The 12,548-nt window shown below is 71.7% G+C and carries 11 protein-coding genes; 6 read left to right on the plus strand and 5 right to left on the minus strand.

Going from position 1 to position 12,548, the window contains the following annotated elements; genetic code table 11:
• Positions 1–32: 32 nt before the first annotated feature.
• The 3 genes from KBX26_RS12795 to KBX26_RS12805 form a co-directional block, all read right to left on the minus strand.
• The gene (locus KBX26_RS12795) at positions 33–1,550 is read right to left on the minus strand and encodes a bifunctional cytidylyltransferase/SDR family oxidoreductase (RefSeq protein WP_030335818.1); all 1,518 of its coding nucleotides are present in this window, start codon (positions 1,548–1,550) and stop codon (positions 33–35) included.
• Between the two features lie 147 nt (positions 1,551–1,697).
• Positions 1,698–2,474, minus strand: a complete 777-nt coding sequence (locus KBX26_RS12800) for an ABC transporter ATP-binding protein (RefSeq protein WP_036412239.1) — start codon at positions 2,472–2,474, stop codon at positions 1,698–1,700.
• A gap of 34 nt (positions 2,475–2,508) precedes the next feature.
• Positions 2,509–3,402: an ABC transporter permease gene (locus tag KBX26_RS12805; RefSeq protein ID WP_030335814.1), complete on the minus strand. Its 894-nt coding sequence runs from the start codon at positions 3,400–3,402 to the stop codon at positions 2,509–2,511.
• 180 nt (positions 3,403–3,582) lie between these two features.
• Here KBX26_RS12805 and KBX26_RS12810 point away from each other — a divergent pair, with 180 nt between their 5' ends.
• From KBX26_RS12810 to KBX26_RS12820, 3 genes are all read left to right on the plus strand, one after another.
• Positions 3,583–4,221 (plus strand): TetR/AcrR family transcriptional regulator, encoded by a 639-nt coding sequence (locus KBX26_RS12810; RefSeq protein WP_210857973.1) that lies wholly within the window; start codon positions 3,583–3,585, stop codon positions 4,219–4,221.
• A 124-nt stretch (positions 4,222–4,345) separates the two neighbouring features.
• Positions 4,346–6,460 carry a DUF6077 domain-containing protein gene (locus tag KBX26_RS12815; RefSeq protein ID WP_210865490.1) on the plus strand — a complete coding sequence of 705 codons (2,115 nt, stop codon included), beginning with the start codon at positions 4,346–4,348 and terminating at the stop codon, positions 6,458–6,460.
• A gap of 228 nt (positions 6,461–6,688) precedes the next feature.
• A complete protein-coding gene (locus tag KBX26_RS12820; protein ID WP_030335808.1) occupies positions 6,689–8,446 on the plus strand; it encodes a CDP-glycerol glycerophosphotransferase family protein in 1,758 nt (585 codons plus the stop codon).
• Between the two features lie 122 nt (positions 8,447–8,568).
• Here the strand turns inward: KBX26_RS12820 and KBX26_RS12825 are convergent, their stop codons facing one another.
• Positions 8,569–8,907 carry a DUF952 domain-containing protein gene (locus KBX26_RS12825; RefSeq protein WP_210857974.1) on the minus strand — a complete coding sequence of 113 codons (339 nt, stop codon included), beginning with the start codon at positions 8,905–8,907 and terminating at the stop codon, positions 8,569–8,571.
• A gap of 113 nt (positions 8,908–9,020) precedes the next feature.
• Between KBX26_RS12825 and KBX26_RS12830 the strand changes: the two genes are divergently transcribed.
• The 3 genes from KBX26_RS12830 (at position 9,021) to KBX26_RS12840 (ending at position 11,542) form a co-directional block, all read left to right on the plus strand.
• Positions 9,021–9,332: a hypothetical protein gene (locus KBX26_RS12830; protein WP_030335804.1), complete on the plus strand. Its 312-nt coding sequence runs from the start codon at positions 9,021–9,023 to the stop codon at positions 9,330–9,332.
• 98 nt (positions 9,333–9,430) lie between these two features.
• A complete protein-coding gene (locus KBX26_RS12835) occupies positions 9,431–10,087 on the plus strand; it encodes a response regulator transcription factor (protein ID WP_030335802.1) in 657 nt (218 codons plus the stop codon).
• A 9-nt stretch (positions 10,088–10,096) separates the two neighbouring features.
• Positions 10,097–11,542: a HAMP domain-containing sensor histidine kinase gene (locus tag KBX26_RS12840; protein ID WP_030335800.1), complete on the plus strand. Its 1,446-nt coding sequence runs from the start codon at positions 10,097–10,099 to the stop codon at positions 11,540–11,542.
• A gap of 9 nt (positions 11,543–11,551) precedes the next feature.
• On the opposite strand, the gene KBX26_RS12845 is transcribed toward KBX26_RS12840, so the two are convergent.
• The gene (locus tag KBX26_RS12845; RefSeq protein ID WP_374224279.1) at positions 11,552–12,499 is read right to left on the minus strand and encodes a TAXI family TRAP transporter solute-binding subunit; all 948 of its coding nucleotides are present in this window, start codon (positions 12,497–12,499) and stop codon (positions 11,552–11,554) included.
• Positions 12,500–12,548 lie beyond the last annotated feature (49 nt).

The following is a 12,548-nucleotide window of genomic DNA, read 5'->3' on the forward strand; positions in this document are numbered from 1 at the left end:
TCGCTCCGTTCGTGGTTCCGCCGCCGCCAGCGTCAGTTCGCCGACGTCGCGCCGGCCGGTGCCTCGAGAGGACCCGACCCGGCCTGGGCCGGCACGGTCGGCGTGGGCCCGTCACCGGGCGCCCGGCGTACGTCGATGACCTGACCGGTCAGGTCGGAGATCAGCACGTCCAGCGACGACTGGGCGACGGCCTCGGCGGCGAGCAGGGTGTGCTCCGGCTCCTCGCCGAAGGCCCGGGTCCGCATCGGGGTGGCGGTGCGCTCCGGGTTGATGCAGTTGACCCGGACGCCCACGTCGGCCCACTCGTCGGCGAGCGCCTGGGTGAGGTTGACCAGGGCGGCCTTGGTGGCCGAGTAGAGCGCGTAGCGGGCCCGGCCCCGGGTGTAGGAGCTGGAGGTGTAGAGCAGCAGCTGACCCTTGGTCTGCTGGAGGTACGGCAGGGACTGCCGGGCGATGGTCACCGGGCCGACGAAGTTGACCTGGAGCACCCGGTCCATCGTCTCCTCGTCCATCTCGGCGAGGGCGCCCCGCTCCAGGATCCCGGCGGTGACCACCACGTGGTCGATCCGGCCGGTGGCCTCGAAGGCGGTCGTCAGCGCGGCCTCGACGTCCTCGGCGCGCTCGACGTGGGTGCCGGTGGTGGAGCGGCTGAACGGGAAGACCTGCGCGCCGTAGCGGCGGGCCAGCTCGGCCAGCTCGTGACCGATGCCGTAGCTGCCGCCGAACACCACGATGGTGCGGCCGGTCAGCTCCTCGGCGTAGCTGCGGTGGTCGGTGAGCCGTGGGGCCTGCGCGGCGGCGAGCTGGAAGAGCTTGTCCGCCAGGTGCACGTCGACCGGGTGGGTGACCTTGATGTTCTCGTCGGAACCGTCGATCACCTTGATCGGAGTGCCGGGCAGGTAGCGCAGCACCACGCCACAGTCGTCGGTGGCGGCGAAGGCCGGGTCACCCTCGGCGATCCGGTACGCCTCGCGGATGGTGGGGGAACGGAACGCCTGCGGGGTCTGGCCACGGCGCAGGCGGGAACGCGTCGGGATGTCGGTGATGCAGTCGTTGTCGTCGACCTGGATGATCGTGTCCGCGGAGGGGATGGCCACGTCCACGGCGGCGTAGCTCCAGAGCGCGTTGACGCACTCGCGCACGATCCGGCCGCTGAGCAGCGGACGTACCGCGTCGTGGAAGAGGATGTTGCAGTCCGCCGGGCCGACCGCGTCCAGCGCGATCCGGGTGGTGGCGTTGCGGGTGTCGCCACCCTCGATCACCTTGGTGACCTTGCGCAGGCCGGCCTTCTCGACGATCTGCCGGGCGTCCTCGACGTGGCCGCTGGCCATCAGCACGATGATCTCGTCGATCTCCGGTGCCGCCTCGAAGACCGCAAGGGTGTGCTCGATGATCGGCTTACCGGCGATCTTCAGCAGCTGCTTCGGGATGCCGAGGCCCAGCCGGGTCCCGGTGCCTCCGGCGAGAACCACCGCCACTGTCCGTGAGGGGCGCCACGGCGTCGGGTTCTCCGCTTCGGCGTCCGGGCCAGTGGTCTGGTCCTGCGTCATTGCCGGATCCTCACTCTCAGGGATGCGTTAACGGAAGGTTCCGCCCGAGCGGCGACGGAATGAACCTTAACGCGCGGACCGCGCCGCCCCAACGCGGGCGACGCGGTCCTCGGGGGTGCCATGTCGATGCCGGACGTTCGCGGAACTCTACTTGCTGTTCGCGTACGCCTCGTATGCCCGGATGACCTCGTCGGTGGGGCCGTCCATCCGGATGACGCCCGATTCCAGCCAGATCGTCCGTTCGCAGGTGTCCCGTACGGAGGAGAGCTGGTGGCTGACCAGGAACACCGTTCCCGCGCCCTCGCGCAGCTCCCGCACCCGCTGCTCGCTGCGCTTGCGGAAGCCCTTGTCGCCGGTGGCGAGCGCCTCGTCGATGAGCAGCACGTCGTGCTTCTTGGCGGCGGCGATGGAGAACCGCAGCCGGGCCGCCATGCCGGACGAGTACGTCCGCATCGGCAGGCTGGCGAAGTCACCCCGCTCGTTGATCCCGGAGAAGTCGATGATCCCCGCGGCCTGCTTGGCCACGTCATCGGGATGCATGCCCATGGCCAGGCACCCGAGAACGACGTTGCGCTCCCCGGAGAGGTCGTTGAGCAGGGCGGCGTTGACGCCCAGCAGCGACGGCTGCCCCTGGGTGTGGATGGCGCCCCGGTTGACCGGCAGCAGGCCGGCGATGGCCCGCAGGATGGTGGACTTGCCGGAGCCGTTGCTGCCGATCAGCCCGATCGCCTCGCCCCGGTACGCGGTGAAGGAGATGCCCTTGACCGCGTGCACCTCCCGGACGTTCGGCGCGTGGGTGCGCTTGACCAGCCGGCGCAGCGCGGCCACCGGCGTGGTGCCACCGGCGGCGCCCTGGTGCACCCGGTAGATGATGTGCGCGTCGTCCACGACCACTGTCGGGATGCGTTCCTGCGTCCGGGTCATCGTCGCGTTCGCCTCGGTGTGGGCGTTGAAGTGCTCAACCACGGCCGTACTCCTGTTCGCCGCGCCAGAAGTAGAAGAAACCGCCGATGCCGGCCACCAGCGCCCAACCGGCGCCGACCAGCCAGAGCTGGGTCAGCGACTCGTTGAGCAGCGGTGCCTCCTCAAGCAGCGCGTACCGTGCCAGCTCGATGTAGACCAGGAGCGGGTTGAACTGCACGAGGGTCGTCGCCCAGCCGGGCAGCCGTTCGAAGAGGCTGACGCTGTAGAGCACACCGGAGCCGTACATCCAGGTCCGCATGATGAACGGCATGACCTGCTTCAGGTCGCTCGACTTGGAGCCCAGCCGGGCCACCAGCAGCACCACGCCGGCGTTGAACACCGCCTGCAGCAGCAGGGCCGGCACCAGCAGCAGCCACTCCCAGGTGAGCGGTTCGCCGGTGACCAGCACGATGCCGACGAGCACCACCATCGAGGCCAGCAGTTGCTGGAACTGCGTGATCGTGGTGGACAGCGGCAGGCTGGCGCGGGGGAAGTGCAGCGCTCGAATCAGCCCCAGGTTGCTGCTGATCGACTGCGTGCCGGCCAGGACCGCGCTCTGGGTGAAGTTGAAGATGAACAGCCCGGTGGTCAGGTAGGCGATGAAGTTCGGGATCTCGTTCTGCGCCAGCACCACCCCGAAGATCAGGTAGTAGACCGCCGCGTTGGTCAGCGGGGTGAGCACCTGCCAGAGCTGACCCAGCTTGGCGTTGCTGTACGAGGCGACGAGCTTGGCGTTGGCGTACGCGGCGATGAAGTGCCGGTAGGCCCATAGTCGGCGGCTGTACTCGACGAGGCTGGGGCGCTCACCGGCGACCCGGAGCCCGTGCCGAGCGGCCAGCTGCGCCTGGGTCAGGCCCGTGTCGGGGTCGACCAGCGCGGTGGTGGCCATGGAAATGGCGCTCCGATCTTTCGTGCAGACGGGGGTTGCTCGCGACGATCGCATCCTAGTGGGAAATTTGCGCGGGGCGCCGCCTCGTCGCTGCCAGGACAGTAGTCCGAAACACGTCGGGACGCAACCGTACCGTCGTTGCGCTAGGCTGTGTGGCGTGACCTGCGATAAGAGCCCTCGATGACCACCGAGAAGAGGCGGGCACCGGCCGGCGCGGCGGTGCTGCGCGACGAGATCACCACGGCGATCCGCCGCGCGCTGATGCAGGAGCTCGCCGCTGTCGGCTACGGCCGGCTCTCCATCGAGGCGGTGGCCCGCCGGGCCGGCGTCAGCAAGACGGCGATCTACCGACGGTGGAGCTCGAAGCTCGACCTGGTGCTGGAGATCGTCGCCGCCGCGGCCCACGGCAAGCTCCCCGCGCTGGACACCGGCACGCTGCGCGGTGACCTCGCGCTGCTGTTCCAGGTGGTGGCGCACGCGCTGCGGCACCCGCTGGCGTCGCAGATCATCCCGGACCTGCTGGCCGAGGCCGCCCGCAACCCCACCATCGACGCGACCCTGCGTCAGGTGCTGCACACCCGGCAGCAGGAGATCGGCGGTCGCCTGGTCACCCGGGCCGTACAGCGTGGTGAGCTGCCCGACGACACCGACCTGGACGCCGCCGTCGACCTCATCGTGGGGCCGCTCTACTGGCGGCTCGCCATCGCCCGGCTCCCGCTCACCGACGGCTACCTCGACAACCTGGTCGAGTCCGTGGCGGCCGGGCTCGGCGCCGACAACGTTCTGCCCCGCCCCCGGGCGGCCCCGAGATCGGACTGACCAGCACCCGACACTCGGTCGCCGGCAGCAGCGGTCGCTCTGCCCGATTCCGCTACGCTGCCCCCTTGACACCCGGCCATCACCGTGCCGAGGCCCCTCATCCGTCTGACGAGTAAGGACGCCCGTGGCCAACGTCGACAGCATCGCCGTAGCGCCCGCCGAACCGGATCCGACGCCCCGGAGCGGGCAGGCACCCCGACCGTCCCGCGCTCGGGGGCTGTCCCGGGTAGGCGCGCTGGTGGCCCACGCCCCGGCGGTGCTCACCGATGGCGCCGTGATCGCGTTCGCCCTCTTCACAGTGCTCTACCACCTGGCCTTCCTGGGGGACCTGCGTCCGTCGGTGACCTTCCGGATCTGGCTGGTGGCCTGTGTGGTGCTCGCGGTGGTGGCCGTGCTGCGCGCCCGCCGCCGCGCCGGCACCCGGACCGACAGCGCCCCGACCGACAGCGCCCCGGCGGCTCCGGAGGAGCCCGACGGTGCGCGGCCCGCCACCGACCGTCGCCTGCTGATCGGCGTTCTGGTCGCCGCCGTGGTGGCCGCCGTCTCCGCCGGTGCGGCCGGTACCAGCATCGACCTCACCTGGTGGATTCCGGCCGTCGCCGGCCTGCTCGCGGCCGTCTGCGGGCTCCTGCTGGTACGCCAGGCGTGGCTGCGCGGCCCGGTGCCCGCCCCGGCCGCCCCGGCGCCCACCGCGGCGCAGTCGGCGTACGCGTTGGTCGTCTCGGTACTGGTCGGCATCTCCTCGTTCTTCATGGCCCGCAACACCCCGGACGACGTCTACTACGTCGGCAAGTCGGTGTGGATCGCCGAGCGTGACCTGATCCCGCTCAACGATTTCCTCTTCTCCGAGAACGTGCTGCCGGCCATGGGCTCGCAGCCGCCCATCCCGTCGATCGAGGTCTTCGACGGCGCGTTCGCCAACGTCGTCGGCATCCACGCCAGTTCGGCCCTCTGGTACGTGCTGTTGCCGATCATGGCGATGCTCGCCGCGCTGGCGCTGTGGCGGTTGACGCACCGGTGGGCCCCGCGCCGTGTGTTGCTCGCCTTCACCGTGGCGATCGCGTACCTGTACCTCGTCGCCGGCGACGATGCCGCACTGGGCACGTTCCACCTGCTCCGGCTGCACGAGGGCAAGGGCATGTTCGTCTCGGCGGTCATCCCGCTGATGTGGCTCTACCTGACCGAGTGGTTCGACACCCGGTCGCGGCGCAGCCTGGTGCTCATCGTGGCGCTCTCGATCACCGCGATCGGGCTCACCAACACCGCGGCGATCATCCTGCCGATGCTCGTCGGCGCCGCCGGCTTCGCCATGCTGCTGGTCGGCCGGTGGAAGGCGGCCGTCGTGGCGGCGGTCGCCGCCCTCGCGTACCCGATCGGCTCGCTGGTGGTCTCCCGCCTGGTGCTCGGCGGGATGACCGCGACCGGCGCGGACGACGCCTTCTTCGACGCGGCGTACACCTATCGGCGGACCCTGCTGTTCGGCGTGGTCGGGGTCATCAGCGGTCTCGCGCTGTGGTGCGGCGCGTTGCTCGCCCGCCGACGCACGCCCGCGCTGCTCGCCGCCGGCGCCGCACTGGCGTTGAGCGTGTTGTTCGTGCCCGGCGTGCTGGAGGTACTCAGCGCGTTGAGTGGCATCTCGGTGGTGTTGTGGCGGGTGCCGTGGCTGCTCGCCCTGCCGACGCTGATCGGTCTGCTCTGCACCGTGCGTGTGCCGGCACCGAGCCGGGCGCTGCGCCGGGCCGCGTCCGGTGGGATCGCGGTGCTGCTGGTCGCGTCGTTCGCGGTGTTCGCCACCCCGATGTGGTCGTCGAAGAGCTGGGTCGAGGTGCACCCCCGCCCCACCTGGAAACTCCCGCAGCAGCGTCAGGCGATCGCCTTCTGGATCAAGGGTCTGGACCGCCCGGAGGGTCTGCTGCTCGCCCCGAAGACGATCATGCGTACGACGCCGATCGTCACCAGCGAAGTCCGGGTCGTCCTGCCCCGTGACTTCTACCTCGTCGAATACGACCTCAACTCCCAGTTCGCCAAGGACCGACTGTTGCTGTCCGAGTTCGCCGACGGCACCGCCAGCCCGACGCCGGCGGAGCTGACGCCGGCCCTGGACCGCCTGGACGTGGGCACCATCTGCGTCTACAACGGCAACCGGTACGCCCGCGACACCGCGCCGAAGCTGGGCTACCAGGAGTTCGCCAAGCGCCCGAGCCCCGGCGGGATGACCTGCTTCCGGCGGGCCGGCTGACCGCTGCGCCCACCCCACGCGCCCGACCCCGTGCGGGGGTCGGGCGCGTCCCGGGCCGGAATTTTGCCCGAAATGGTGCCGGATACCCGAGCGACACCGAGCTGTCCGCTCGCGTTAAGGTCGCAGTCACACGCAGCGGGCCGCGACTGAGCCACTGCGCGACGGGGGAGTGACGTCGGTCCATCACGGGCACCGCCCGCAACGAAATCTCGTAGGGAGCGAACTCGCTTGTTCGGCACGTTGACAGGACGCCTCGGAGTGGCCGCCCAGAGTGCGCTACTGGTACTGGCCTACCTGGTCATGCTCGTCGCTGGCGTATTCGGTTGGGTCGGCCTGTTCGCCGTCGCCGGGTTGGCCGCCATCATCGGCGAGTTCGCCGTCGCCCGCTGGTCACCGCCGTCGCAGCTGCTGTTGGAGAAGGTGGGCCTGCACTGGTCGTACCGGCAGTTGACGCGGGACCTCGCCGCCGTGCTGCTGGTCGCCGCCGAGGTGCGGCTCAGCGGCGGCGAACTGACCCTGCTGCTCGTACTGCCGGCCGCGGTGTGGGTCGTGTCGGTCTTCGCCGGCGCGTTCTCCACCATGATCGAGCGTCGTAACCCGATCTCCGCCATGGTGCGCAACATCGAGCTGGGTCCACTGTCCAGCGCGCCCACGCCGCCCGCCTGGGCGGCGGCGGTCGCCGGTGACCGGATGCCCCTGCTCAACCTGCTGCTGGTGCCGGCCGGTGTGGCCGCTGCGGTGCAACACGACCCGACGCCGTTCTTCGTGGCCGGTGCGGTGGCGGTCGTGGCGACCGGTCTGGTGGGCGCCATCATCGCGCTGACCTGGCTGCGGGGTCGGGGCGCGGGACAGGGTCCGCTGCTGCCGGCGGTCCAGCGGTGGCTGGACAACTACCGGCCGGAGGTGGCGCTCTACTTCGCCGGCCCGGCCAAGGACGTCTACCAGGCCAACATGTGGCTCGCCCCGACCGAGGCGCTCCAGCAGCGCGCGGTGGTGCTGATGCGCAGCCGGGAGGCGTTCCTGGAGCTGGCCGACACCCGGCTGCCGGTGATCTGCGTACCGGCCGGTGTCGACTTCATGAACCTCGACCTCGGCGGCGTCCGCGCGGCGCTCTACGCCGCCAACGTCGGCGCGAACATCCACATGCTCCGCGAGCCGGGTACGAAGCACGTCTTCGTCGGGCACGGCGACAGCGACAAGCAGGCCAGCGTCAACCCCTACAGCAAGGTGTACGACGAGGTCTGGGTCGCCGGCCTCGCCGGTCGGGAGCGTTACGCGCGAGCCGGTGTGGGGGTCCTCGACTCGGACATCGTCGAGATCGGCCGGCCGCAGCTCGCCGGTGTGCACACCTTCGGCGCCGAGTCGGTGGACCGGCCGTTCACGGTGCTCTACGCGCCCACCTGGGAGGGTTGGCTCGACGACGACCCGTACCACACCTCGCTGGTGTTGATGGGTGAGCGGATCGTCAAGGGGCTGCTGGCCACGAACCCACGGCTGCGCCTGATCTACAAGCCGCACCCGCTCACCGGGTCGCGGTCCAAGGCGGCGAGGGCGGTGCACGAGCGGATCGTCGCCGCGATCCGCGCTGCCGGCGGCGACGCCGACGCGTCCTCGTTGGACGGCACCGCGCACCTGGTGGTCACCGGCCGCACGCCGGCGCTGTTCGACTGCTTCAACCAGACCGACCTGCTGATCAGCGACGTGTCCAGTGTGGTGTCCGACTTCGTGCAGAGCCAGCGGCCGTACGTGGTGGCCAACCCGGCCGGCCTCTCGGAGGACGACTTCCGCCGCGAGTACCCGACGGCTCGGGCCGCGTACCTGCTCTCCAAGGACTGCGGTGAGCTGGAGAAGATCGTGACGGTCACCCGGGCCGGCGACGACCCGATGACCGAGGCCCGCCGGGAGCTGAAGACCTACCTGCTCGGCCCCGCCGAGGCGAACCCGATGGACCGTTTCCAGCAGGAGATCGACCGGCTCTGTCACTGAACTGTTGTCAGTACGGCAGTGCGCCCGGCCCGACACCGTCGGGCCGGGCGCGTTCGCGTCAGCGTGGGTTCGGGTCGGCGTGGGTGCGGGTCGGCGTGCGTGCGGGTTAGCCCACGTTCGGGTCAGCCCAGCAGGGCGGCCACCGCGTCGGGGACCGGAAGGTCCACCGGCAGCGCCCGCGCCGCCACCACCGCGGTGACCGGCAGCGAGCCGTACACGTGCGGGAAGAGCTGACCGCCGCGCGACGGCTCCCACCGCAGCGCGTCGCCCAGTCGCTCCTCCTCGACGCTGAGCAGGGTCAACCCGGTGGCACCGGCGAAGTGTCGCCGTGCCGTCTCCACCACCTGGTCGCCGGAGGAGAGGTGGATGAAACCGTCCTGCCGGTCCACGGCGGAGCCGGCGAAGGCGCCGACGGCGAGCGCGTCGTCCCACTCCGCGCTCGACAGCAGTTTGTAGATCACCACAGCAGCGTACGGGGCGACCGTCGGCGCGCTCGCCCGGTTTTCGCCGGTACCGCCGCGCCCGCCGCCTCCCGCCGGGCATGCTCAGGTCAGAGGCCGCGGAGGGATGGGCGATGCAGAGCTACGACGATGACTGGACCGACAGCCAGCGGGCACTGTACGACGAGTGCTACCGGGCCGGCGGCGAGTGGGCCGAGGACCCGGACACTCCGTCCGACGACGTACAGCACGTGATCAACCTGGCCGAGGCGGACGACGACGCCTTCGACGATGCCGAGATCGACTACCCGCCGCTGGTCGACGCTGTCACCCAGGCCAGCGGGGTCACCGTCACCAGCGTGCCGGCCAGCCACGAGGACCCCGGTTTCCGCGGGTTCACCGACGGCGTCCGGGACGCCACCGCCGAGGATGTCTTCGGCCTTTAGGGCGTGGGTCGCCGCCCGGCGCGGGCGGGCGGCCTCCCGGTCCGCGCGCGCTTCTGCCACCATTCGCAGAACAAGCGCTGCGACGGACGGGGGCACGGGTGCGAATCCTGCTGGTGGAGGACGACCGCCGGGTGGCCGCTGCGCTGTCCTCCGCCCTCACCCGCCGGGGGTACGAGGTCGAGCACGCGGCCACCGTCGCCGCCGCCCTCTCCGCCGCCCCGTGCGACCTGGTGCTGCTCGACCTGACCCTGCCCGACGGGGACGGCACCGACCTGTGCCGGGAGCTGCGTCGGCGCAGCAGTCAACTCGGCATCATCGCGGTGACCGCCCGGGGTGAGGAACGGGACCGGGTGCTGGGTCTGCGCCTCGGCGCGGACGACTACGTGGTCAAGCCGTTCTCGATGGTGGAGTTGCAGGCCCGGATCGAGGCGGTGCTGCGCCGCGCCGCGAACGCCGCCCCCGAGCGGCACCTCATCGAGGCCGGTCCGGTACGCATCGACGTGGCCGCGCGGACGGTCACCGTCGACGGGCGGGTCGTCACGTTGACCCGCAAGGAGTTCGACGTGCTGCTCTCGCTGGCCCGCCAACCCGGGGTGGCGGTGCCCCGCGACCGGATCCTGCTCGACGCCTGGGGCACCACCTGGGCCGACCGGCACACCGTCGAGGTGCACGTCGGGTCGCTGCGCGGCAAGCTCGGCGACGCCCGCCTGGTGGAGACCGTGCGCGGCGTCGGTTACCGGCTGCGCGACGCGTGAGGAGCTGACGTGCGTCGCCGCCTGGTGATCAGCTATCTGCTGCTGATGGTCCTCGTCCTCATCGCGTTGGAGACCCCGTTGGCCGCCACCATGGCCAGCCGGGAGACCGAACGGGTCCGTGCCGACCGGCTCGCCGACGCCACCCGGTTCGCCTCGCTGGCCGGGCCGGCGTTGCGCGACGGCGGGCCCGGCCCGATCGAGTCGGAGCTGACCAGCTACGACGACCTGTACTCGATCAGCGCGGCGATCGTCGACCGGGACCGGAACACCCCGGTCTCGTCGCCCCGGTGGCAGCCCACCCCGGGCACCGCCACGGTCCTGGACGTCGCGCTGTCCGGGCAGCAGACCAGCGCCCCCGAGTCGGTCTGGCCCTGGACGACCGACCCGGTGGTGGTGGCGGTACCGATCAACGACGGCGGTGAGGTGCTCGGCGCGGTGGTGATCGTGACCCCGGCCGACCCGATCCGCCGAGCTGTCGTCGCGTGGTGGCTGCTGCTCGCGCTGGCCGGTCTGCTCGCTGTGCTGGCCTGTGTGCTCACCGCGTTCGGGCTGGCCGGTTGGGTGCTGCGTCCGGTCACCGAACTGGACGCGGTCACGCACGAGATCGCCGAAGGCGACCGGGGCGCCCGGGTGCAGCACCGGCTGGGGCCGCCGGAGCTGCGCCGCCTCGCGGCCAGCTTCAACCACATGGCCGACGTGGTCTCCGACGTGATGGACCGGCAGCGCGCCTTCGTCGCGCACGCCAGCCACCAACTGCGCAACCCGCTCACCGCGCTGCGGCTACGGGTGGAGGAGCTGGGGCCCAGCCTCACCGACGAGGACGGTCGGTCCGAGCACCGGCTGGCCCTGGAGGAGACCGACCGGCTCGCGTTGGTGCTCGACGCGCTGCTCACCCTCGCCAGGGCCGAACGGGAGGAGAACGAGCGCGTCACCGTGGACGCCGCCGCGGTGGCCGCCTCCCGGGTGGCCGCGTGGGCGCCGCTGGCCCGGCACCGGTCGGTCGCGTTGCGGCTGGCCACCACCGACGCCCCGGCGTACGCCCAGACCGTGCCGACCGCCGTCGACCAGGCGTTGGACGCGCTCATCGACAACGCGGTGAAGTTCAGCGGGGCGGGTGGGGCGGTGACGGTGACGGTGGCCCGCCGCGACGGCGGGGTGGCGCTGGAGGTTCGCGACTCCGGCCCCGGCATGACCGAGAGTCAGCTCGGCCAGGCGACCGAGCGGTTCTGGCGGGCCCCGGACGCGCAGAACGTGGACGGCGCAGGGCTGGGCCTGACCATCGCGGCGGTGCTGGTCGACGCTTCCGACGGGCGGCTCACCATGCGCCCGGGGGAGTCGCGGGGGCTGGTCGCCGCCCTGTGGTTCCCGGCGCCGGTCCTCGGCGTGGAGCCGGCGGAGGAGGAGCCGGCGCAGGAGGAACCGGCCACCGACCTGCGGCCCAGCCCGGCGCGCTGAGCCCGGCCGTCACGGTTTGGTGGCGCGGTACCACGCGGCGGCGCCCGGGTGCAGCGGCAGCGGCGCGGTGACGATCGCCGAGCGGGGGCTCATCCGTCCCGCCGCCGGATGCGCGGCGGCCAGCTCGGCGCGGCGGTCCATCAGCAGCCGGGTCACCTCACGGACCAACGGTTCCGGCAGCCCGGCCCGGACGATCAGGTAGTTCGGGTTGGCGACAGTGGTCACCGCGTCCACCCCGTACACCGAGCGGGGGATGTCCCGGGAGACGTAGACCTGGCCGTAGCGCGAGCGCAGCGGCTCGGTCCACTCGCTGAGGTCCACGATCCGGATGGCGCTGGCGTCGGCCAACTCCTCAATGCCCCGCACCGGCAGGCCTCCGGAGAAGAAGAACGCGTCGATCCGCCCGGAACGCAGCGCCTTCACCGAGTCGTCCAGACCGAGCCGCTCGCGGCGCACCTCGCCGCCACCGAGGCGGGCCACCTCCAACAGCCGGGTCGCGGTGATCTCGGTGCCCGAGCCGGGCGCGCCGACGGAGACGCGCCGGCCGCGCAGGTCGGCGACAGTGCGGACCGGGCCACCGCTCGTGGTGACCACGTGCAGTTGGTCGTCGTACACCCGGGCGACGGCGGCGACCGCGGGGCTTCCCGTCGTGCTGGTGGGCAGCACGTCGGCCTGGGTGAAGCCCAGCTCGGCCCCGCCGGAGCCGACGAGCTGGACGTTCTCCGCCGAGGCGGCGGTGACCACCACGCTCGCCCGGACGTCGGGCAGTTCCCGGTTGAGGATGGCCGCCAGGGACTGCCCGAACGCGTAGTAGACAGCGGTGGGGCTGCCGGTGGCGATCCGGATCGACGTCGGCGGGGTCGGGGCGTCCCGGCAGCTGGCGACCGCGAGGTTCGCGATCAGCAGCACCGTCCACAGGGCGGCCAGGCCGGTGCGGCTGGACGAGGTACGACTCACGCGGTGCACTGTGCGCCGTCGTGCCGGTGCGCGCAAGCCCGGGTCGGGC

The sequence above is a fragment of the Micromonospora sp. C97 genome (assembly GCF_018070385.1).
GTDB classification, from domain to species: domain Bacteria; phylum Actinomycetota; class Actinomycetes; order Mycobacteriales; family Micromonosporaceae; genus Micromonospora; species Micromonospora parva.